Annotated in this window: 21 protein-coding genes; 8 read left to right on the forward strand and 13 right to left on the reverse strand. The window is 65.8% G+C overall.

All coding sequences use genetic code 11. The features are described 5' to 3' along the window. The first annotated feature begins 85 nt into the window (after positions 1 to 85). Together CAL18_RS12160 and CAL18_RS12165 are read left to right on the forward strand one after the other, a co-directional pair. On the forward strand, positions 86 to 595 hold the full coding sequence (locus tag CAL18_RS12160) for a peptidylprolyl isomerase (RefSeq protein WP_094818115.1): 510 nt from the start codon (positions 86 to 88) through the stop codon (positions 593 to 595). Then, positions 588 to 1,358 (forward strand): UDP-2,3-diacylglucosamine diphosphatase, encoded by a 771-nt coding sequence (locus CAL18_RS12165; protein WP_026640147.1) that lies wholly within the window; start codon positions 588 to 590, stop codon positions 1,356 to 1,358. Before CAL18_RS12160 ends, CAL18_RS12165 begins: the two co-directional genes overlap by 8 nt. A 46-nt stretch (positions 1,359 to 1,404) precedes the next feature. Here CAL18_RS12165 and CAL18_RS12170 read toward each other — a convergent pair whose 3' ends face one another. From CAL18_RS12170 to CAL18_RS12180, 3 genes are all read right to left on the reverse strand, one after another. Beyond that, positions 1,405 to 2,268, reverse strand: coding sequence for an undecaprenyl-diphosphate phosphatase (locus CAL18_RS12170; protein ID WP_026640146.1), 864 nt, complete (start codon positions 2,266 to 2,268; stop codon positions 1,405 to 1,407). Positions 2,269 to 2,291: 23 nt separating this feature from the next. Then, positions 2,292 to 3,878, reverse strand: a complete 1,587-nt coding sequence (locus CAL18_RS12175; RefSeq protein ID WP_094817935.1) for a TerC family protein — start codon at positions 3,876 to 3,878, stop codon at positions 2,292 to 2,294. Positions 3,879 to 4,052: 174 nt separating this feature from the next. Continuing rightward, entirely contained in the window at positions 4,053 to 4,835 is a 783-nt protein-coding gene (locus tag CAL18_RS12180) for an inositol monophosphatase family protein (protein ID WP_094817936.1), read from the reverse strand. Between the two features lie 119 nt (positions 4,836 to 4,954). Here CAL18_RS12180 and CAL18_RS12185 point away from each other — a divergent pair, with 119 nt between their 5' ends. Continuing rightward, positions 4,955 to 5,722, forward strand: a complete 768-nt coding sequence (locus CAL18_RS12185; RefSeq protein ID WP_026640143.1) for an RNA methyltransferase — start codon at positions 4,955 to 4,957, stop codon at positions 5,720 to 5,722. A gap of 139 nt (positions 5,723 to 5,861) precedes the next feature. On the opposite strand, the gene CAL18_RS12190 is transcribed toward CAL18_RS12185, so the two are convergent. Next, positions 5,862 to 6,854: a Bug family tripartite tricarboxylate transporter substrate binding protein gene (locus tag CAL18_RS12190; RefSeq protein ID WP_026640142.1), complete on the reverse strand. Its 993-nt coding sequence runs from the start codon at positions 6,852 to 6,854 to the stop codon at positions 5,862 to 5,864. Between the two features lie 193 nt (positions 6,855 to 7,047). On the opposite strand from CAL18_RS12190, the gene CAL18_RS12195 reads away from it, so the two are divergent. Then, positions 7,048 to 7,806, forward strand: a complete 759-nt coding sequence (locus CAL18_RS12195) for an IclR family transcriptional regulator (protein WP_094817937.1) — start codon at positions 7,048 to 7,050, stop codon at positions 7,804 to 7,806. Between the two features lies 1 nt (position 7,807). On the opposite strand, the gene CAL18_RS12200 is transcribed toward CAL18_RS12195, so the two are convergent. From CAL18_RS12200 to CAL18_RS12225, 6 genes are all read right to left on the reverse strand, one after another. Next, positions 7,808 to 8,653 carry a mechanosensitive ion channel family protein gene (locus tag CAL18_RS12200; protein ID WP_026640140.1) on the reverse strand — a complete coding sequence of 282 codons (846 nt, stop codon included), beginning with the start codon at positions 8,651 to 8,653 and terminating at the stop codon, positions 7,808 to 7,810. Positions 8,654 to 8,774: 121 nt separating this feature from the next. After that, positions 8,775 to 9,872 (reverse strand): DUF1513 domain-containing protein, encoded by a 1,098-nt coding sequence (locus CAL18_RS12205; RefSeq protein WP_170940339.1) that lies wholly within the window; start codon positions 9,870 to 9,872, stop codon positions 8,775 to 8,777. Beyond that, entirely contained in the window at positions 9,862 to 10,932 is a 1,071-nt protein-coding gene (locus tag CAL18_RS12210; RefSeq protein WP_094818116.1) for an imelysin family protein, read from the reverse strand. Before CAL18_RS12210 ends, CAL18_RS12205 begins: the two co-directional genes overlap by 11 nt. Positions 10,933 to 10,955: 23 nt before the next feature. Continuing rightward, a complete protein-coding gene (locus CAL18_RS12215; RefSeq protein ID WP_432759143.1) occupies positions 10,956 to 12,305 on the reverse strand; it encodes a di-heme oxidoredictase family protein in 1,350 nt (449 codons plus the stop codon). Between the two features lie 155 nt (positions 12,306 to 12,460). After that, positions 12,461 to 13,759 (reverse strand): imelysin family protein, encoded by a 1,299-nt coding sequence (locus CAL18_RS12220; RefSeq protein ID WP_026640136.1) that lies wholly within the window; start codon positions 13,757 to 13,759, stop codon positions 12,461 to 12,463. Positions 13,760 to 13,853: 94 nt separating this feature from the next. Further along, entirely contained in the window at positions 13,854 to 14,432 is a 579-nt protein-coding gene (locus CAL18_RS12225; protein ID WP_038852407.1) for an antibiotic biosynthesis monooxygenase, read from the reverse strand. A gap of 294 nt (positions 14,433 to 14,726) precedes the next feature. Here CAL18_RS12225 and CAL18_RS12230 point away from each other — a divergent pair, with 294 nt between their 5' ends. Next, a complete protein-coding gene (locus CAL18_RS12230; RefSeq protein WP_026640135.1) occupies positions 14,727 to 15,281 on the forward strand; it encodes an NADPH-dependent FMN reductase in 555 nt (184 codons plus the stop codon). 110 nt (positions 15,282 to 15,391) lie between these two features. Here the strand turns inward: CAL18_RS12230 and CAL18_RS12235 are convergent, their stop codons facing one another. Then, positions 15,392 to 15,613 (reverse strand): dodecin, encoded by a 222-nt coding sequence (locus tag CAL18_RS12235; RefSeq protein WP_026640134.1) that lies wholly within the window; start codon positions 15,611 to 15,613, stop codon positions 15,392 to 15,394. A 266-nt stretch (positions 15,614 to 15,879) separates the two neighbouring features. On the opposite strand from CAL18_RS12235, the gene mutS reads away from it, so the two are divergent. The 3 genes from mutS (at position 15,880) to CAL18_RS12250 (ending at position 20,216) form a co-directional block, all read left to right on the forward strand. Continuing rightward, a complete protein-coding gene (gene mutS, locus CAL18_RS12240; RefSeq protein ID WP_094818117.1) occupies positions 15,880 to 18,480 on the forward strand; it encodes a DNA mismatch repair protein MutS in 2,601 nt (866 codons plus the stop codon). Further along, positions 18,477 to 19,667, forward strand: coding sequence for a cupin domain-containing protein (locus tag CAL18_RS12245; RefSeq protein ID WP_094817940.1), 1,191 nt, complete (start codon positions 18,477 to 18,479; stop codon positions 19,665 to 19,667). Before mutS ends, CAL18_RS12245 begins: the two co-directional genes overlap by 4 nt. A gap of 315 nt (positions 19,668 to 19,982) precedes the next feature. Beyond that, a complete protein-coding gene (locus CAL18_RS12250) occupies positions 19,983 to 20,216 on the forward strand; it encodes a hypothetical protein (protein ID WP_081745725.1) in 234 nt (77 codons plus the stop codon). 77 nt (positions 20,217 to 20,293) lie between these two features. On the opposite strand, the gene bamC is transcribed toward CAL18_RS12250, so the two are convergent. Together bamC and dapA are read right to left on the reverse strand one after the other, a co-directional pair. After that, positions 20,294 to 21,418: an outer membrane protein assembly factor BamC gene (gene bamC, locus CAL18_RS12255; protein WP_026640131.1), complete on the reverse strand. Its 1,125-nt coding sequence runs from the start codon at positions 21,416 to 21,418 to the stop codon at positions 20,294 to 20,296. An 8-nt stretch (positions 21,419 to 21,426) separates the two neighbouring features. After that, positions 21,427 to 22,326: a 4-hydroxy-tetrahydrodipicolinate synthase gene (gene dapA, locus CAL18_RS12260; RefSeq protein ID WP_026640130.1), complete on the reverse strand. Its 900-nt coding sequence runs from the start codon at positions 22,324 to 22,326 to the stop codon at positions 21,427 to 21,429. Between the last annotated feature and the right edge of the window lie 4 nt (positions 22,327 to 22,330).

Raw genomic sequence — 22,330 nt, forward strand, 5'->3', positions numbered from 1 at the left:
CGCGCTGGCCACGATGATGCCGGCGCCCGCCGGCGCACAGCCGGCCGCCTCTTCCAACCCTACCACCTCAGAAGGCACCAAACCCATGAGCACCACTCCCCGCGTCAAACTGCAAACGAACCAGGGCGACATCGTCATTACCCTGGACGCAGAAAAGGCGCCCAAGACTGTCGAGAACTTCCTCGGCTACGTCAACAGCGGCTTCTACAACGGCACGGTGTTCCATCGCGTCATCGATGGCTTCATGATCCAGGGCGGCGGTTTCGAGTCGGGCCTGAAGCAAAAGCCCACCCAGGCTCCCATCGAGAACGAAGCCGACAACGGCTTGAAGAACGAAAAGTACACGCTGGCCATGGCGCGCACCAGCGACCCGCACTCGGCCACGGCCCAGTTCTTTATCAACGTCGCCGACAACCACTTCCTGAACTTCACTGCTCCCACGCCCAACGGCTGGGGCTATGCCGTATTCGGCAAGGTCACCGAAGGCACGGACGTGGTCGACAAGATCAAGGGCGTGAAGACGGGCAACAGCGGCTTTCACCAGAACGTGCCCACCGAAGACGTGATCATCGAAAAGGCCGAAGTCGTTGAATAACGTTGCATTGCGGGGCCCGATATGGCTGGCTTCCGATGTGCACCTGGGGCCGGCCACGCCGGCCACGGCCGAGGCCTTCGTGGGGTTTCTGGAATCCGCGGCGGATGAAGCGGCCGCCCTGCTCCTGCCGGGCGATATTTTCGACGCCTGGATCGGCGACGACACGATACAGGCCGCTCCTCCATGGCTGGCCCAGGCGCTGCGCGCCTTGCAACACACGGCCGCCCGCATCCCCGTTTGGCTGGGTCGCGGCAACCGCGACTTCCTGATGGGGGCCGGCCTGGCCGATGCCGTGGGCGGCCGCTTGCTGCCCGATCCGGCATTGCTGGAAACCGACTACGGCCGCATCCTTCTCAGCCACGGCGATGAATACTGCACGGACGACGCCGCTTACCAGCAGTTTCGCGCCATGGTGCGCGATCCGCGCTGGCAGGCGCAGTTCCTGGCCAAGAGCATTCCCGAACGCCTGGCCATGGCGCAGCAGGCGCGGGGCGAAAGCCAGGCTGCCAACCAGATGAAGTCGGCCGAGATCATGGACGTGAATCCGCGGGCCGTGGAAGACGCCTTCCGCGCCGGCGGCGTGGACATCATGGTGCACGGCCACACGCACCGGCCCGGCCGCCACGTGCTGATGGTCGATGGGCGCCGCCGCGAACGCTGGGTGCTGCCCGACTGGGACTGCGACCACGCCGAGCCGCCACGCGGAGGCTGGCTGGTCATCGACCGCGACGGGCCGGTTCTTTACGACCTGGAAACCGCCTGACTCAAAGGGCGGCGCTGGCGCCGCCCTTTGTGGCGGCCCCGCCAGGTTACTTGCCCAGCAGCCAGATTGCCACGACGATTCCCAGGGCGATGCGATACCAGGCAAAGCCCTTGTAGGTGTGGTTGGCCACGAACCGCAGCACGGCCCGCACCACCACCAGCGCGCTCAGGAAAGCGGCGATGAACCCTACCGCGATGGCAGACAGGTCCTGCTGGGTCAGCAGGCCGATGTTGCGGTACATGTCGTAGGTGGCCGCGCCCAGCATGGTGGGCATGGCCAGGAAAAACGAAAACTCGGTAGCGGTCTTGCGCTGGATGCCGGCGATCATGCCGCCGATGATGGTGGCGCCGGACCGCGATGTGCCGGGTATCATCGCCACGCACTGCGCCACCCCCACCCCCAACGCCTGCTTCCAGGTGATCTGCTCCAGCGAGAATGCCGTGGCGCGCTCGTCGGATGCCGTGTCGTCGGCCGCGCCGGGCGCGTCGCCCGGCGTATGATGCGCCTTGCGCTCTACCCACAGCATCACCAGGCCGCCCAGCACCAGGGTCACTGCCACCACGCCGGGATGGTAGAAAATCTGCTTGATGCTGCTGATGAAAATGGCGCCCACGACCGCGGCCGGCAGGAACGCCAGGGCCAGGTTGCGCGTAAACGCCACTTCGACCGGCACGCCGGCCAGGGTGCCGCGGATCAACTGCCAGAGCCTGGCCCGGAACACCCACATCACTGCCAGGATCGAGCCCAGCTGAATCACCACCTCGAACACCTTGCCCGAACTGGATTCGAAGCTGATCCAGTCACCCACCAGAATCAGATGCCCTGTGCTGGACACCGGGATGAACTCGGTGAGCCCTTCGAGGATGCCAAGAAAGAATGCCTTGATCAGGTGTAGCGTGCTGTCGGTCACAATTTGCTGGGTCGCGGTTGGGGTCAATGGCTGTCGACGGGTTCTTCGGCTTCGGCGGAGGCCAGGGGCAGGCGCTCGACCCGCACCGACGCGATGCGCCGGCCGTCGAGTTCAAGTACCTCGAAGCGGAAGTGATGATGCGGGTCGTCGTAGTCGCACGCGTTACCGGGCTCGGGCAGGTGCCCGAATCGCGCAAGCAGGTAACCCGCCAGCGTGGAATAGTCTTGCGAATCGTCGATAAGGCCTTCGGTTTCAAGCACTTGCTCGACGTGATGCAAGTCGGCCGCGCCGTCGATCCTCCAGACGTTGTCTTGCAATGGCGTGATATCGGGCGTTTCGTCCTCGTCGGGGAATTCGCCGGCGATGGCCTCGAATACATCGATGGGGGTTACCAGCCCTTCTATCGCGCCGAACTCGTCGGCCACCAGCACCAGCTGGCCGCGTGACCGCTTGAGGGTATCCATCAGGCGCAGGATGCCGATGGATTCGTGCACGATGATCGGGTCGCGCAGGCGATCGCGGCGCAGGCGTTGCTCGGTGATAAGGTCGGCCACGAGGTCCTTGGCTCGTCCGATGCCGATGACCTCGTCAAGCGAACCGCGGCACACGGGGAAGAAACTGTGCGGCGCCTCGGTGAGCTGGCGGCGGATAGTGTCGGCGTCGTCGTCGATATTGACCCACGACACATCCGTGCGCGGCGTCATGATGGACCGGATGGAGCGTTCGGCCAGCGTCAGCACGCCGCTGACCATGTTGCGTTCCTCGACGCCGAACGCAGGCATGGCGGGGCCGCTCGCATTGGCGGCCACCACTTCTTCGCCGTCTGGCGGGCGCTTGCCCAGCATGCGCAGCACCGCCGATGCCGTGCGCTCGCGCATGGGGCGCGTGGCGTCCAGGCGCAGCAGATTGCGCCGCGCCACCTGGTTCAGCGCCTCGATCGCCACCGAAAAGCCGATGGCGGCATACAGGTAGCCCTTGGGCACCTTGAAGCCGAACGATTCCGCCAGCAGCGAAAAGCCGATCATCAGCAGGAAACCCAGGCACAGCACGACGACCGTGGGGTGCGCGTTCACGAAGCGGGTAAGCGGCTTGGACGCCAGCAGCATGATGCCGATGGCTACCGTGACGGCGATCATCATGATGGCAAGGTGGTCGACCATGCCTACCGCCGTAATGACGGAATCGAGCGAGAACACCGCGTCCAGCACCACAATCTGCAGCACGATGACCCAGAAGCTGGCATACACACGCGGCCCCGACGTCTGGGTCGCGTGGCCGCCTTCCAGCCTTTCGTGGAGTTCAAGCGTGCCTTTGAACAACAGGAACAGCCCGCCCACAAGCAGGATGAGGTCGCGTCCGGAGAACGTAAGAGGCCCGATGGAGAACAAGGGAGCGGTCAGGGTGACCAGCCACGACATGACTGAAAGCAGGCCCAGCCGCATGAGCAGGGCCAGGGACAGTCCAACGATGCGCGCGCGATCGCGCTGCGCCGGCGGCAACTTGTCGGCCAGGATGGCGATGAAGATCAGGTTGTCGATCCCGAGGACGATCTCGAGAACGACCAAGGTAAGCAGGCCGACCCACGCGGCGGGATCCTGCAGCCACTCCATCGAGTGCTCCAAAAGTTGCGAAACCGCCAATCGTACCCGGATTTGACGTCACATGCGGGCGACTTGCCGGCAGATCGCGCCGGGAAACGTGTCGATTTTTAACGACGCCGGCGGCGTTGTCGCGGGCGGCGCGCCCCGGGGCGCCATGGCCCGCGGCACGCCGCGCCGCCGAACTCAGGCCTGCCTGGGCTGCAGGGCGGCGAGCATCTGGGTGAAGATCTTGGGGCTGCCGGCCAGCACGTTGCCGGAATCTTGCCAGCCCTGCTCGCCGTCGAAGTCGGCGACCAGCCCGCCCGCTTCCTGCACCAGCAAACTGCCGGCGGCGAGATCCCAGGGCTTGAGCCGCACCCCGCAGAAACCGTCGATGCGGCCCGCCGCCACATAGGCCAGGTCCAGCACCGTGGAGCCCAGGCGGCGCACCCCGGTGCTGCCTTCGGCCAGCTGGCGGAAGCGGCCGCCGCCGGCGTCGATGTCGCCCGACTTGGGCCAGTGCGCCCCCAGCAGGGCTTCGCTGTAGCGCGTACGGCCCGAGACCCGCACGCGGCGGTCGTTCAGGAAGGTGCCGCTGCCCCGGCTGGCGGTGAATAGCTCGTTGCGCGACGGGTCGTAGACCACTGCCTGCGTGACCTGCCCCCGCTGCGCCAGCGCGATGGACACGGCATAGTGAGGCAGGCCGTGGATGAAGTTCGTGGTGCCGTCCAGGGGGTCGATGATCCACTGGAACTCGGCCTGTTCCGGGCCTTGCAGGCCGTACTCCTCGCCGAGCACGGCGTGGTCGGGATAGGCGGTGCGCAAGGTCTCTACAATGGACTCTTCCGAGGCACGGTCGACTTCCGTGACATAATCGCGCGGGCCCTTGCGAGCCACGCTGAGTCGTTCCAAATCGAGGCTGGCACGGTTGATGATGGTGCCGGCACGCCGGGCCGCCTTGATGGCGATATTGAGCATCGGGTGCATAAGATTCCGTACGTATGCGGTAAGGGCCGCCACCCGGGCGGCCTTGCCGCGCACCGGTACAGCGGCGCGGCAACGACCCCAAAAACCAGGAAAGCGTTAAGCCAAACTCGGCATTTTAAATGACTCAAGCCTTTTCACGTGTTCAGTTCATTATGGTGCAGCCCAGCCACCCCGGAAATGTGGGTTCCGCCGCGCGCGCCATCAAGACCATGGGCTTTTCCGAGCTGGTGCTGGTCGAGCCCCGCTACCCCGACATCACGACCCAGCCCGAAGCGGTAGCGCTGGCAAGCGGCGCGAGCGACATCCTGCAGCGGGCCCGCGTGTGCGCCACGCTGGAAGAGGCCCTGGCGCCTGTTACGCTGTCGTTCGCCCTGACCGCCCGCGTGCGCGACCTGGGCCCCCCGCCCTGCGATATCCGCCAGGCCGCCCTGCTGGCCAGCAGCCACCTGGCCACCCCCGGCACAGGTTGCACCGCGGTGGTGCTGGGCACCGAGCGGGCGGGGCTGACCAACGCGCAGATTGCCCTGTGCCACCGCATCTGCCACATTCCGGCCAACCCCGAATACAGTTCTCTGAACGTGGCGCAGGCCCTGCAGCTGGCGGCCTGGGAATTGCGCTATGCGCTGCTGCAGGCCGCCGCCGCGCCGCTATTGCCCGTATCTGCGGCGCAGCAGGCCGATCCTGGCGCAGCGCCGGCCACCGGCCAGGCCGTGCAGGCCTTTCTGGCGCATTGGGAAGAAGCGCTGGTGCACGTGCAGTTCCTGGACCGCGCCCACCCCAAGAAGCTGATGCCGCGCATGCGCCACCTGTTCAGCCGGTGCGCGCTGACGCGCGACGAGGTGGACATGCTGCGCGGGGTATGCACGGCCATGTTGCGCAAAAAATAAAAGCCCGTTCGGGACGGCCGGTTGGGGACGGCCCGTTCGGGACTACGTCCGGAATGACAAAGCCCCCTTTGCAGGGGGCTTTTCGGACAGATCCGCCCGGGCGCGGGACGACGCCCGCGGCCCGGCGGCGCCGCGTGCTTCAGTCGACCTGCGCGCCCGAGGCCTTGACGACCGGGGCCCAGTTCTCGACTTCCGACTTGATGAACACGCCAAACTCGGCCGGCGTGGTCTTTTCACCGACGGCGCCCAGGCCGGCGAAGGCCTTCTGCACGTCGGGGTTGTCTTGCGCCTTGACGATCACGGCGTTCAGCTTGTCGATGACTTCCTGGGGCGTACCGGCCGGGGCGATGAGCCCGAACCAGGACGACACGTCGAAGTTATCGAAACCGGCTTCCTGCATGGTGGGCAGGTCGGGCGCGGTGGGCGAACGCTTGGCAGTGGTGACCGCCAGCGCCTTGAGCTTGCCGCCCATGACGTGCGGCCAGGCCGAGGGCATGTTGTCGAACATGTACTGCACCTGCCCGCCGATCAGGTCGGTTACCGCAGGAGCGCTGCCCTTATAGGGCACGTGCAGCACGTCCAGGCCGGTGCGCTGCTTGAACAGTTCGCCCGCCATGTGGATGGAAGTGCCGCTGCCCGAAGATGCAAACGCCAGCTTGCCGGGGTTGGCCTTGGCGTAATCCACCAGTTCCTGCACCGACTTCACCGGCACTTCAGAGTTGACCACGAGGACATTGGGCACCTTGGCGCCCAGCGCCACCGGCGCGAAATCCTTGGTGAGGTCGAACGATACGTTCTTGTACAGCGTCTGGTTGATGGCGCTGGTGACGGCCACGAACAGCAAGGTGTAGCCGTCGGGCGCAGCGCGCCTGACATAATCGGTGGCGATGTTGCTGCCCGCGCCCGGCTTGTTCTCGACCACGAACGACTGACCCAGCTCCTGGGTGAGTTCCTTGGCCATGATGCGGGCGATGACGTCGGTGGTGCCGCCGGCAGAGAAGCCGACCACGATATGCACCGGTTTTTCTGGATAGGCTGCCTGCGCGCTTGCGCCCAGTGCGAGCGCGCCCACGGCGCCGGCCAGCAGCGTCGCGGCGTGGCGCAGGAAGCGGGTTTTGTGACCTTGGGCCATCAGAGTCTCCTGTAGAAATGGTCCGGGGTACGGACAGGCCAAGCTGTCCGTTGTACGGACATACTAGATTTTGTTCGGCAGCCGATTTTCCACTAGGCAAGCGGCCTAAGGCAAGGTAGAGTCCATTGTGCGGACACTTGGATACCGCCTCGTACCCAGTTCCCCTACTTTTCATGCTTTACTCGAGAGTTGCATGTCGATTGCAGATCAATCTTCCGGTCCGCGCACCTTGCGCCGCGGGCTGGCCGTACTGGCCGCGCTGCGCGACCAGGGCGCCGCGGGGCTGAGCGTCACGGACATCGCTCGCCTGACCTCGATCCAGCGTCCTACTGTCTATCGCCTGCTGGCCGCGCTGATGGAATCCGGTCTCGTGCTGGCCATCCCTGGCACCAAGAAATACCGTGCGCAGTGGTCGGCCATCGCCGACTCGACCACGCCGGACCCGCGCGTCGCGCAAACCCTGCCCATCTTGCGCCGACTGGCCGAACGCACCGGCGACGCGGTATTTCTGGTGGTGCGCGAAGGCGACGAGTCAGTCAGCCTGCACCGCGAGATCGGCGGCTACCCCGTGCAGATCCTGGCCACCTATGCCGGCAAGCGGCAGCCCCTGGGCGTGGGCTCGGGCGGCATGGCGATCCTGGCCGCCCTGCCCGACCCCGTGGCCCACGGCATCATCGAAAGAAACGCCAGCTACCTGGACGAATACGGCGGCATGACGCCCCACGAAATGCGCAGGCTGATCGAAAACACCCGGGCGCGCGGCTATTCGGTAGTGGGCAACCATGCGGTGCGCGGTGCGCTGGGCGTGGGCTGCGCCCTGCTGGACCCGCAGGGCGCGCCGATTCTGGCCATCAGCGTCACGGCCATCATCGATCGCATGCCGGCGCCGCGCCAGCGCGAGATCGCCTGCTGGATCAACGCCGAACTGGCGCGCCTTTCGCTGCGCGCCTGAATCAGGCGGCCGGCGCGCCGCCTTCTTTCTGCGGCGCCGCCTGGATCTCGCGGATGGGAATCGCCGGCTTGAAGCCGGACTGGCTCATTGTCAGGCGGATCTGGTGGAACAAATCCCAGCGCAGGTCCCAGTATTGCGCGGCATTGCACCACATGCGCACGTTGACCACCGTGCCATTGTCCTTGTATTCGACAACCTTGACCTGCGGCGCCGGTTCCTTCTGCACCAGCGGATGACTGCCGACGATCTCCGTCAGGCGTTGCAGCGCCGCATCGAGATCGTCGTCGTAGTGCACCGTTACCGGAATATCCAGGCGCCGCGTCGTGTTGCGGCTGTAGTTGGTGATCGTGGCGTTCCACACCACGCTGTTGGGCAGCGTGATCTGTATGCCGTCGGCCTGCACCAGGCGGCACAGAAACAGCCCGACTTCGGCCACCGTGCCTTCGGTGCCGCTGCTCAAGGCCACGTATTCGCCGGCGCGCAGCGGACGCAGCATCAGCAACATGATGCCCGCCGCAATGTTCTGCAAGGTGTTCTGCAGAGCCAGGCCCACGGCCAGGCCGGCCGCGCCCAGTACGGCGATCAGGCTGGCCGTCTGCACCCCGAAGCGCGCCAGTACCGCGATCACGGTGAAGATGCGCACCGCCCACACCACCACGGTGTAGAACATGGGCACGATAGTGGGATCGATGCGCGGCGACCGGGTGGCGGCGCGCCGCACCCAGCGACCCAGCAGGGCCGATATCCACCAGCCGACGACCAGGATGACCAGCGCCAGGACAATATTGATGGCGCCGTCGGCCAGCCGCGGCAAAACTGTTTCGAGACTTACCAGGTATTCGTTCATGGAGCTTCCAACCTATGCGGTGCCATGCAGGCCCGGCAACTCGCCGAGCCTGATCACAGACGCGGAAGAATTTATCAGATGAGCGCGGGCGCCGGCCACGGCGACGCTCGCAAGAATAACGCTATACCTTGCGGAAATGGTTATCCCACGATATCGAGGCGGACGGCGGCAGCACCGCGTCGCCGGGCAGCCCCGGTCCGGCCCGGACCAACGCTCCCAGGCCGCTATTGACCAGGAAACGCCCCTCGGCCAGGGGCGCCACACCGCAACCGTCGGCCAGGCGAGTCACGCCCAGGCAGCGGCCGCCGTCGGTATCCCAGTACACCACTTGCCCGCCCACCGGGCTGCTGGTGGCCAGCACGCGGCCGGCCGGATCCACGGCCACCGAGCCCACGTAATTGCGAAAACCGCGCAGCACTTCAGAGGGGCCGGCGAACAACTCGGGCGAGCGTCCGCGGCGATGCCGCCCCACCAGCGGCGGCCGCTCGGAAGCAGGGCCGGTATGCTGGCAGCCAAACCACACCGCGCCATCGGCCGCCACGGCCAGATGGCGTATCGACAAACGATGGTATTCGGCAGGCAGCTCGACCTGTTCCAGCAGGCGGCCATCTTGCGCATCCACGTAGGCCAGCGAAGGCCGCATCGTATCCAGGTTGAGTTCGAGCTTGCCGTAATCCGGGTGAGTAAGAATGCCGCCGTTGGCCACGCATACGGTGCGGCCGTCGTTGAGCAGCACGGCTTCGTGCGGTCCGATGCCGCCGGTTTCGAATTCGCCTATACGCCGGAAGTTTCCGCCGGGCGAGGTGTCATACACGCCCAGCACGCCGTAGCCGGCTTCATAATGATTTTCCGTGGCCACCATGCGTTGCCCGTCAGGCAGGAATACGCCATGCCCGAAGAAATGGCGGCCCTGGGCTGCCTGCAGCGGCATCGGCGGCTCGGCGCCATCCAGACGAAAAGCCACGGCGAAAAAGCCCGGCTGGCGGCCGAACACGACGGCGCGGCCGCGCGCCGGATCGAGCGCGAAACTGTGGCCGCGAGCCGGCATGGGCACGATCTGCAGGTCGCGGCCCCGTGCATCCAGCACCACGGCTTCGTAGCGCCCGGCGCTGCGGCGCGCCGCCAGATACAGCGCCTGGTGCTGCGCCGCCTGCACCACGCCGGGCGCCAGGCCGGCGGCAGCAGCCAGCGCAAGAAAGCGGCGGCGGTCAATCACCATCGAGCGCATTGAATCCAATGGCGACTCCCAGCGCGGGAGCCATGTGCTGGTCGACAATGTCCTTGGCATTTTTCAGGATCATTCCGGCCAGGGCCAGGCGTTGCCAGCGGGCCTGGTCAGCCAGCGCCTGCGCCACCGGAACATCGGCCTCGGCGAAAATGGCGGCCGCGCGAGCCAGCTCGCCGTTCAGTGAGGCCTCGATCCAGCTTTCGCCATCGGCATACCGGTATGCTCCAGCCTGGTAAAACGCCTGCATGCCGCGCAGGCTGGCCGCCAGCGCCGGCAGCGTCATGTCGCTGCGCCAGAATGCGGCCCGCTTGGGCCGGGCGGCCTGCACCGAATCGCCCAGCACGGGCAGCAACTTGACGTCGCGTGCGAACTGCAGCCCGGTGGACAATGCCTTGACCGCTTCGGCGGCGACTTCCTGCGGCGAGCGATAAAGGTCGTTGGCGGCCGAAGGTTGGGTGAACTGCCTGCCGAAGTCGCCCTGCGCGCTCCAGGCCTGTTGCAGTTCGCGCGATACGTCGGCAATGTTGCCTGCCACTGCCACCGCGTAGCGACATGCAAATGCGTGATCGGACTGCGCGGGCGCGTCGAGCAGGCCAGGCGCGTCGTACAGCACATATTCCAAGGCAGGCAGGCCCTGCAGCGCAACGCTGCGGCCCGCCAGGGCCTGGGGCTGCAACACGCCCGCATCGCCCTCGGCCAGCAGCGCGCGCACCTGGCGTTGCATCACGCCGCGCGTATCGGGCCAGAACGCCAGGCGTTCAAAGCGATTGCCCTGCACCAGCGGCCCGAACCGCAGGAACTCGACGCCCGACCAGGCCAGCACCGTGTCGCGAAATGCCTGGCGCACCGCCGGCGCGCCTGCGGGGCCGCCGCCCTTGCCGCACCATGTGTCCAGGCTTTGATGGAGTTCAACGGCCTGCTGCGCCAGTGCGGTGACGGCGGGCCTGGCATAGCCGTCGGCCAGGCGCGCGCCCAGATCGGGCGCCGGGCCCGCCGGCGCGACGGCGGGAACCAGCATCATGGCGGCGAAGCCCAGTTTGCGTATCAGCATGTTCATACTCCCAGGCTCCCCGGTTATAGCGATTCCAGGAAGCGGATCAAGTCGGCGCGCTCTTGCGGCGTCATGGCCACGACCCGGTCGCGCGCGGCCTGCGCCTCGCCGCCGTGCCACAGAATGGCCTCGAGCAGCGTGCGTGCACGGCCATCATGCAGCCACGTGGCATTGGGGTTGACGGTGCGCGTCAGGCCTATGCCCCACAAGGGCGGCGTGCGCCATTCGCTGCCGCTGGCCAGGTCTTCCGACACGCCGTCGGCCAGGCCCTCGCCCATGTCGTGCAGCAGCAAATCGGTATATGGCCAGATCAACTGGAAACGGTGCTCGGGCCGTTTCGCGTTGCGGCTGGTGACGTATTTGGGCACGTGGCAGGCCACGCAGTTGGCCTCATAGAAAAGCCGCTTCCCCGCCAGCACGCGCTTGTCATCGATGTCGCGCCGCTGCGGCACAGCCAGGTTCAGCGAATACATCGTGACAAAGTCCATGAGCTCGCCAGGCACTTCGTGCTCGCCCAGGCGGGGCTGCGCGCCATGCGGCATCTTGAAGCAGGCCTCCTGTCCCGGGCGGCATTCGCCATAATGGCTGGTGAACAATGGCGTGGACAGGCCCATATCGTTGGAAAACGCCACCGCGCTCTGCTGCTCCACGGTCGGCTGGCTGGCCTTCCAGTTGAAGCGGCCCAGCACGCGCTCGCCGGTGCGCACGTCGCGCACCCAGTTCGGACGCCCGCTGACGCCGTCGCCATGATCGGCCGCCGCATTGGCCAGGATATCGGCCGGATGTATGGCTTCGAGCAAGCCCAGGCCTATCATGGGCGGCGCGAGCCGCGCAGAGATCTGCACATCCGGGCGCAGCGGCCCATAGCCGGGGTTCTCGATACGGTAGGCGGGCTTCATCAGGGTGGCCGTTTCCCCGCCATTGAGCTCGACCACGACAGGCTCGTACTCGATCTCCATCCGCCCTTCGGCGGGCAGGCCGGGCACGGCGAAATTCTGCAATTGCGAGCCATATACCGGTTCGGGCACGAAGGGCAATTCGCCCGAAGCCAGCAGGCGTCGATGTTCGTCGGTACTGGGCGGCACGGCCAGGCGCAACAACAACGCCACGGCATCGGAACGTTCCATCGGGTCGAAACCCGGCACCGTGCCTCGCCCGTCTTTGGTATGGCAGGCCTGGCAAGACCGCGCGTTGAACAGCGGCCCCAGGCCATCGGACGCCTGGGTGGACGACGGCGAAGACACCCAGTCTTTGCGGAACAGGCCGTTGCCCACCAGGAATTGCTGGCGCCCCTCGAACGTCAGGTTGGCAGAGGGCTGCGAAAAAATGTCGGCGTTGATCAGCTTGCGCGTGGTGGCCGCGCCCGCCGACATGGCCTCGAACTGCTCGGCCTGAGAAAAATCGCGGGTAGCAGCGGTAACCTTGGTGACGCGCTCGCGGTCGGCGGGAGTCAGGTCATCGCGCACCGGGGGCGACGCGGCGGCGCCGGCCACCGCCAGCGCCGCCAATACTGCAACTACAGTCTTGCTCACTGGAATACGGCTTCCGGCTTGTCGAGGCTGTCGGAGCCTTCCAGGGTCACATCGCCCAGCTCCAGGACGGCAATGACGCGCTCCAGGCTGCGGGTCTGGTCGATGAGCCGGTCGATGGCGGCCTGCACCACGGCGTTGCCTTCGGCATTGCCGCTGGCAATCATCTGATCGTAGGTCTCGACCTTTTCGGCCCGGTCGCGCATGGCCTGCATGGCCGCCACGGTCGCGTCCAGCTTGGCACGCATTTCTTCGTCGAGCTTGGGATCACGCGCCTTCACCAGGTCCGACAGGCTGGGACCGGACACGGTCTTGCCATCGACACGATCGTACGAACCCAGGTACACGTTGCGAATGCCCAGCTGGTTGTAGTAGTGCGAGTTATGCGTGTTGTCCGAAAAGCAGTCGTGTTCCTCTTCGGGGTCGTGCAGCATCAGGCCGAGCTTCATGCGCTCGCCCGCCAGCTCTCCGTACGACAGGCTGCCCAGGCCGGTCAACATGGCCACCAACCCGGCCTTCGGATCTTCTTCGACCGCCTTGCGGGCCTCGCCGTCTTGCTTCCAGTTGCCCACCATGGTTTCCAGGTCGGACACCAGCAGATCGGTCACCGCGCGCAGGAACTGTACGCGCCGCTCGCAATTGCCGCCGGTGCAGTTGGCGGTATCGAAATCGGTATGCGGACGGTTGCCGGCATGGCGCTCTTGCGGGGTACCCTTGCGGTCGGCCGGCGCCGGACCGGTGCCGTTCAGGTCCTGGCCCCAAAGCAGAAACTCGATCGCGTGGTACCCGGTAGCCACGTTCGCCTCATTGCCATCGGCCTCGTGCAGCGTCTCGGCCAGCAGTTCCGGCGTAATGGTGGTGACGTCGATTGTCTTGCCGCCCACCGAGATCTTGGAATTGGCGATCACGTTCACCGCGTAGAACGCGTTGGCGTCGCTTTCGGTGCCGTACGAGGCGTCCACGTAGTCGATCAGGCCCTCGTCCAATGGCCATGCGTTCACGCTGCCTTCCCAGTCATCGACAATGGAGTTGCCGAAGCGAAACGCTTCCGTCTGCTGATACGGCACACGCGCAGCCAGCCACGCCGCGCGTGCGGCCTGCAGCGTCTGCTCGCTGGGCTTGTCGATCAGCGCCTGGATCGCCGTGCGCAATGCCTTGGCCGACTCGAGCGAATCTTCGTAGCCGGCGAGCGCCACGTCGGAATAGGTCTTTACCACCGCCTTGGGCTCAACGGCCGACTGGGCCGCGCCGGCCGCCATTGAAGCGGCCAGCAGTGCGCCATAAAGCAACTTGCGCATCAAAACACTCTCCTTTATTTGAAAACGCGCCCCCCGCGTGGCGCGCTTTTCCTGTGGTTGAAAGTTTGCAAGCGCAAGTGTAAACAATTTTCGTTTAGCATACAGAAGAAAGTCGCCTTCCCTTCTTTACGCGTGGGCCCGCCGGCCGCAACCAGCCCTTCAACAAACGGGTAACCACGGGAATGCAAACAAAAGAAAGGATCGGCGTCATACATACGGTGGTGACGAACACGCGCCAGAACACCGGCATTGCGCTCAACTGGGCGTTGAGCAGGATGCTGAACACCAGCAGCACCGGAAAGTACGCGATCCAGATGCTGACGGCCTGCTTCCACCGTGGCGGCGCCGCATGCGCGGGCCCGAACCACGTATCCATGCCGCTCACCCTGTGCACACGACTGGCCCGCACGAGGTCAGCGCCGCGCTCAAGCCACATGCGACGGGACAAGGAGTTTTCCCAGCGCGCCAGGCTGGCGGCGTCGGCAAAGCGCAGCACAATCTGATATTGATCGCCCCCCTCGGGGGGCAGCAGCACGCCCGAGCCCAGGAACCCCGGGAAACCTGCCGCAAGGATTTCGCCCTGGCGCATCCAGGCCAGGAAATCCCCATAACGTTCCGGGGCGATATGCCGGGTGACAAGCATCGTGACGGGCGCGGAAGACTGGACAGACATGCATGCTCCTGATGACAATTCGGGCGGGCGGCACGGGCCGGACTGCCCGCTCAACTCAGTGTTAACCCTAGCAATGTCCATGCCAACTCGCGGCAGCCCCCGATTGGCGGCGCCCCCCACCCGCTCTGCCCCGCTTTCCCGCATTTTTGTGCACCGCAGCGATCCACCGGCATCGGGCATTTGCACCGTTCTGGCGCGCATCGGGCCAATACGGGCCGAGGCGGTCCCTTATTGAGCGTGGCGCGCGCGCAGGTCTACACTGGACACTCATTTCCCCTTGGAGCAGTCGTCATCATGAGCAATCACAAGATCGCGGTATTGGTCGGTAGCCTGCGCGCAGCATCGTTCAACCTGCGCCTGGCGCGCGCCCTTGAAAAGCTGGCTCCGGATACGGTCGAGTTCGAATACGCCAGCCTGGGCGACGTGCCGCTCTATAACCAGGACAACGAAATGTCCATGCCGCCGCAGGCGGCGGCACTGAAAGACCTGATTGCACGCGCCGATGGGCTGCTGTTTGTCACGCCCGAACACAACCGCTCGATACCTGCAGCCCTGAAAAATGCGATCGACTGGGGGTCGCGACCGTGGGGCCAGAATTCCTGGACGGGCAAGACCGCAGGCATCGTGGGCACGTCGCCCAGTGCGGCCGGCACTGCCATGGCTCAACAGCATCTGCGCAACATCCTGGCCGCCGAAGGCGTCAACGTCATGACCACGCCCGAAGTCTTCCTGCAATACACCGATGGCCTCATCGACGACCAATACACCATCACTAACGAAGGCACGCGCAAGTTCTTGCAGGGCTGGCTCGACGGATACGTCGCCTGGGTGGCGAAACTGGCCGGCTGATTCGCCCGCCGTGCCGGACACGGCCCGGCAGCCTTCGCCAAGCGCTTAGGTGCCCGGAATCCCGAAAGGGCCGGGCACTTTTTATTTGCGCGGCAATCAGCGCCCGCCGCTTAGTCGCCGTCTTCCAGGCGCATGCCGATCTTCAGGCCGACCTGCCAATGTTCGATCTTTCCGTCCTTGATGTGGCCGCGCAATTCGGTCACTTCGAACCAGTCAAGGTTGCGCAGCGTTTCCGATGCCCGCGCAATGGCTTGCACAATGGCGTCATCGGACGACTTCGTAGACGATCCGACCAGCTCGATCTGCTTATAGACATGACTGTTGTTGGACATTGCTCGTCTCCTGCAAGAAAATTGCGACAAGCCAAGGCGGCAAGCCGCCGCCCGTGATCGGGCCAACCCATTGTGGCACGCCCGGGCGCGCCTGCCTATGCGCAAGCGGCGTGCCGACCGCCGGCTTGGCGGGATGAGTTCTAATAGGCGGTGTTGGTTTACCCGAGACCGAAGAATTCCCATCAATGTCGAAGCAAAGCGCCAAAGATCTTTCCGCCGGGCCGGGCGGCAACAGCTCCAACGACAACCTGGCCGGCCACACTCCCATGATGCAGCAGTACCTGCGCCTGAAGGCCGAGGCAGGCGCCCTGCTGCTGTTCTATCGCATGGGCGACTTCTACGAAATGTTCTACGAAGACGCCGAACGCGCCGCCCGCATGCTGGGCCTGACGCTGACCAAGCGCGGCACCTCCAACGGCACGCCCATTCCCATGGCCGGCGTGCCAGTGCACGCGATGGAGCAGTACCTGGCGCGGCTGGTCGGCCAAGGCGAATCGGTGGCCATTTGCGAACAGATCGGCGACCCTGCCGCGGCCAAAGGCCCCGTTGAACGGCGCATCGTCCGCATCGTCACACCGGGCACGCTCACCGATGAAGCCCTGCTGCCGGCCAAGGCCGACCGCGCGCTGGCAGCGGTGTTTGTGTCGGGCAAGGCGCGCAACCTGCGTGCGGGCCTGGCGTGGCTCAACCTGGCCAGCGGCGAATTCCGCGTGACCGAGTGCGCCCCCGCGCAACTGGAATCCGAGCTGCATCGCATCGCCCCGGCCGAACTGATATGCGCCGAAAGCGCCGAACTGGCGCTGGCATATGAAGGTGCGCGCTCCCGCGTGCCCGACTGGCATTTTGAAAGCGACGGCGCGCGTGCCCACCTGCTGGCGCACTTCAAGACCGACACGCTGGCCGGTTTCGACGTCGAAGACATGCCCGCAGCGATCTGCGCCGCCGGCGCGCTGTTGCGCTACGCGGCGCGCACACAGTCGCGCGCGCTCGCACATGTACAAAGTATCGCGGTAGACCGGCCCGGCCAGTATGTACTGATGGACCCGGTGACACGGCGCAACCTGGAACTGACGCAGACACTCAGCGGCGAAGACTCGCCCACCGTCTTCTCGCTGCTCGATGGCTGCCGCACGCCCATGGGCAGCCGCCTGCTGCGCAGGTGGCTGCACCATCCCCTGCGCGACAACGCACCCGCGCTGGCGCGCCAGCAGGCCATTTCAGCCCTGCTGGCCGGAAGGCTCGATTCCGGCGAGCCCTTCGCTTGCGCGGATCTGCTCGACACCCTGCGCTCGGCGCTGGATGCCTTTCCCGACGTCGAGCGGATATCGTCGCGGCTGGCGCTGCGCTCGGCGCGCCCCCGCGAACTCGCCAGCCTGCGCGACGCCCTGGGCGCGCTACCCGCCTTGCGGGCCCTGGTCGAGCCGCTGCATAGCTCGTCGCGGCTGGCCGCGCTGGCGGCCCACCTTACACCCGATCCCGCCGCGGCTGCCTTGCTGCAGCGGGCCATCGCGCAGGAACCCGCCGTGGCAGTACGCGACGGCGGCGTCATCGCAGCGGGCTTTGACGCCGAACTGGACGAACTGCGCGGCCTGGCGGCCGATGGCGGCGATTACCTGCTGCAGCTCGAAACGCGCGAACGCGAACGCACGGGCATCGCCAATCTGCGCGTCGAGTTCAATCGCGTGCACGGCTTCTATATTGAAGTCACCCGAGGCCAGGCAGACAAAGTCCCCGACGACTACCGCCGCCGCCAGACCCTCAAGAATGCCGAACGCTACATCACACCCGAACTCAAGGCGTGGGAAGACAAGGTGCTGTCGGCCCAGGATCGCTCGCTCGCGCGTGAGAAGTGGCTCTACGAGCAAGTGCTGGATGCATTGGCCGAACACGTCAGCGCCCTGTCCGAATGCGCGGGCGCCCTGGCTGAGCTCGACACCCTGGCCGCGCTGGCCGAGCATGCCCGGCGACATGCCTGGGTGGCCCCCGAACTCACCGAGCAGGCCGAAATCGACATCGACGCCGGCCGCCATCCGGTCGTGGAACGCTCCATCGAACGCTTCACGCCCAACAGTTGCCGGCTCGATCCCATGCGCCGCATGCTGCTGATCACCGGCCCCAACATGGGCGGCAAGTCCACCTATATGCGCCAGGTGGCCCTGATCGCGCTGTTGGCGCGCACCGGCAGCTTCGTGCCGGCGCAGCGGGCCGCAATAGGCAGGCTCGACCGCATCTTCACGCGCATCGGCGCGGCCGACGATCTGGCGGGAGGGCGTTCCACATTCATGATGGAAATGACCGAGGCGGCGGCCATTCTTGCCGCCAGCACGCCGAACAGTCTGGTGCTGATGGACGAGATCGGCCGGGGTACTTCTACCTATGATGGGCTGGCGCTTGCCTGGGCAATCGCCTTGCGGCTGGTTACCCACAACCGCGCCCTGACGCTGTTCGCCACGCATTATTTCGAGCTCACGCGCCTGCCGGCCGAACAGCCCACCGCGGCCAACGTGCACCTGGCGGCCGCCGAATCGGCGGGCGGCATCGTGTTTCTGCACGAAGTGCGCGACGGCCCTGCCAGCCGCAGCTACGGCATCCAGGTCGCGCAGCGCGCCGGCGTGCCGGCTGCCGTCATCCGGCACGCCACGCGTGAGCTCGAACGCCTTGAAGCGCAGGGCGCGCCCACGCCGCAGCTGAGCCTGTTTGCCGCTGCCATCGAAGCGGACGCGCAAGCCGGCGCCGCGAGCGACCAATCCGACGAGTCGCTTGCCCTGCAAGCGCTGCGCGACGAACTCGCGCAGATCGATCCCGACAGCCTGACGCCGCGCGAAGCGCTGGACGCGCTGTACCGACTGAAGGCCTGCCTGCCATGAACACCCAACTACCGCGGACCCTGCTGGGCGGCCTGAGCCCCGACGATTTCATGCGCCGCTATTGGCAGCGCAAGCCCTTCCTGATCCGCCAGGCGATCCCCGGCTTCAAGCCGCCGGTAAGCATCGCCGCGCTGAAAAAGCTGGCGCGCAGAGACGATGTGGAATCGCGCCTGATCTGGCGCGAGGCAGGTCAATGGCAAATGGAAGAAGGCCCGTTCGCCCGCCTGCCCCGCAAAGACGAGCCCGACTGGACGCTTCTGGTGCAAAGCGTAGACCTGCACAGCGACGCCGCCTCGGCTCTGCTGCAGCAGTTCCGCTTCATTCCCGACGCCAGGCTCGACGACATCATGATCAGCGTCGCGTCCGACGGTGGCGGCGTCGGCCCGCATTTCGACAGCTACGACGTTTTTCTGCTGCAGGCCAGCGGGCGCCGCCGCTGGCGCTACGGCCGCCAGAAAGACCTGTCGCTGCAGCCCGGCCTGCCGCTGAAGATACTGCAGCAGTTCACGCCCGAGCACGACGTCGTGCTCGAGCCCGGCGACATGTTGTACTTGCCGCCCCAGGCGGCGCACGACGGCATCGCACTGGGTGACGATTGCATGACCATCTCTGTCGGCTTTCGCGCCCCCACGCAGGCGGCGCTGGCGCGCGGACTTCTCGAGGCGGCGGCCGACCAGGCCATGGCGCGTATCGGGCTCCTGGGCGGGCCCTATGGCGAACCACCGTTGCCCGGGCCTCGCCTGGACGCCCTGTACCGCGATCCCGGCCAGCCAGCCGTGCAGACCCCTGCCGCACTGCCGGATTCCCTGGTGCAGGCCACGCTCGATACCCTGACGAAAATTCGCTTCGACGATGCGCTGGCGTCGCGCTTTCTGGGCTGCTGGCTAACCGAACCCAGCAATCTGGCCGTATTCGAGCCCGAGCCGCCACCCGGTGTGGACCTGGCCAGCCAATGGCCCGAAAGCGGCACATTGCGGCTGGACCGCCGCACCCGCATGCTCTACCGAGGCCGCCAGTTGTTCATCAACGGCGAAACCGCTCCCGTACCGGCCGATGGCGCGTTGCGCATACTGGCCGACGAACGTCGGCTGGACTGTGCCAGCCCGAAATGCGCGCGCCTTGCGGACGCGGCTCGCGAATGCCTGGCCGACTGGCTCGATGCAGGCTGGTTGCACTACCAACCGTAGCGCGTGGCCGCGATAGTTGTGGCATGGCCGCGACAGCGGCTGTTGCCATAAAGCCTCGCCCGGGGCGTGCGCCGTACCATCCGGAAACCATGCAGTTTCCAGCCGGTACAGAACGCTAAGGAGTGCACGTCGTTTGAAACATCGCGACAGGTCGCACACTTATAAGTAAGGATTGTTACCTTCCGGATGCCACCGCTTTAATTTCCACACGCAAGCATGTAGCCGATTCCTGTAGCCTGAGTACTGGTTTCCCCTAATGGGATACTGGTTTCCCCCAATATGGGCCGCATGACTGTCAACTAACAGGAGTCCAACATGCTCAGCAAAACCCTCATCCTTGCTTCGGTCGTCGCCGTAGCGCTGACCGCTTGCGACAATAAGGAAGAAGCCGCGAGTCCAGCCGGCTCCGAACCGTCGACCACGATGCCGGCGCCGTCCAGCCCCGCGCCGGCCACGCCTGCGCCCACTACGCCGGCGCCCGGCAGTTCGACCACGCCTGCCCCGGGCGGCACGGGTGGCACGGGTGGCAGCACCACGCCGGCCTCGTGATAGACCCATACAGCCCACGGGCTGCATAAAAAAGGCCGCGACACTGTCGCGGCCTTTTTTTGCGCACCGGCGGTCCGTCAGATCATTTTGTCTTTCAGGACGCTGAGCAGGCGTTGCGCAGTGGGGCTGTTGTCGCGCTGGCCGGAGCTGTCGAGCACCGTGACGTTCGTCTGCGCGCCATCTTGCGACAGGTGGATGCGATATTGCGCGGCCTGGGTTTGCTTGTCGCCCGAGAACAGGCGGCTGAAGAGGCCCGGCTGATCTTGCTGCGCACCCGTGTCGGTGTCGACGTAACGCACGAAATAGTCGCCCGCCGAGCGGTCACGGTCGTCAACGGCGAAGCCCCCCGAATCGAGCGCCACACCCACGCGCCGCCAGGCGCGATCGAACGATTCGTCGACCACCAGCATGGCGCCGCTGGCCCGGACATCCTGCACCTTGGGCGCCTGGGGCGAAGCCTCGGCCTGCGCCACGAGCTTGCGGGCATTGTCGACATCGGTGCCCAGGTACACCATCAGGCGGGCCAGCATGGCCGCGTTCAGGCCGGGATCTTCGCTGCCGTGTTCCCACGCTACCTGCATTTCGTCGGGGCCCACGCGTTTTTCGATCATTTGCTGATGCGAAATATAGACCTCGGTATGGCCGCTGACGCGTTCGACGCGGGTACGGAATTTCTCGCGCTCGCCGCTATCCCAGGCGGTGTCGAGCACCGCCCCCAGCACCTGGCGCAGCCAGCTTTCGGGGATCTTGGCGCGGTTTTCCGCCCAATTGGTTTCCACCAGCCCCGACTTCGGATCGTTCACCGCAACGGTAAACCCGGTGTCGGTCCAGAAGTCGACCACTTTGGGAAACACTTCTTCGGGCGGACGTTCCACTACCAGCCAGCGCAGGTCGCCGTCGCGCTCGACGCGCATGTCGGGCCGTTGCGGCAGGACATTGGTGTTTTGCGACACAGAGGCCACCTGCTGCCCCTGTTGCTGGTATTCGGAGAACGTCGTGCTGCCCGAAGTCGGCGCCCGGTAGCGCGGATCGGCGGAAGCCTGGGTCAGGTCGGGCGGAATACTGAGCGGTTCGCCGCGACGCGTGCTTTGGTAGTCGATCGATTCATCATTACCCAGCAATTGGTTGACTTCGCTGCAACCCGCCAACAACGCCAGGGCCATCAATGCCGACGCAGCGGCATGACGTTGGTTCATACGCATCCTCACTATTAGAGCAGACCCGTTTCCTGGAGCGCGCCGCGAACCAGGTCGTGGTGCTGGGCGCCCAGCTCGACCATGGGCAGGCGGTAGCCCAGCGCGGTGCGGCCCATCTGGGCAAGCGCCCATTTGACAGGAATGGGATTGGCCTCGATGAACAAGACCTTGTTAAGACGCGCCAGGCGCGCATTTAGTTCGCGCGCCTTGGGAACGTCGCCCGCCAGGGCGGCGGCACAGAGTTCACGCATCAGCCGCGGCGCCACGTTGGCCGTGACCGAGATATTGCCGCGCCCACCCAGCAGGATGAGCGCCGTGGCGGTGGGGTCGTCGCCGCTGAACACCTGGAAGCCGGCCGGCGCTTCGCGCATCAACAGCGCGCCGCGGCCGATATCGCCGGTGGCATCCTTGATGCCGATGATGCCCGGCACCTGCGCCAGACGCAGGACGGTTTCATTGGACATGTCGGCCACGGTTCGGCCCGGCACGTTATACAGTACCGTGGGCAGGTCGACCGCTTCGGCGATTGCCCGGAAATGCCGGTAAAGCCCTTCTTGCGAAGGCTTGTTGTAGTACGGAACTACCGACAAGCCCGCGTCCGCGCCGACGGCCTTGGCATGGCGCGCCAGGTGGATGGCTTCATCGGTAGAGTTGGCGCCCACCCCGGCAATGACGGGTATGCGCCCTGCGGCATGTTCAACCGCCACGCGGATGAGTTCGGCATGCTCGTCCATGGACACCGTGGGCGATTCGCCTGTGGTGCCCACCACGACCAGGCCGTCGGTGCCTTCGGCGATATGCCAATCGATCAAACTGCGATAGGCAGCGTAGTCCAGGCTGCCATCGGGCTGCATGGGGGTGACGAGCGCCACCAGGCTGCCCTGGAAAGTAACGGTTTCGGCGGGGGATGCCATGAAA

Origin of the sequence: Bordetella genomosp. 7 (assembly GCF_002261415.1) — a bacterium.
In the GTDB taxonomy this organism is placed as follows: Bacteria; Pseudomonadota; Gammaproteobacteria; order Burkholderiales; family Burkholderiaceae_B; genus Bordetella_A.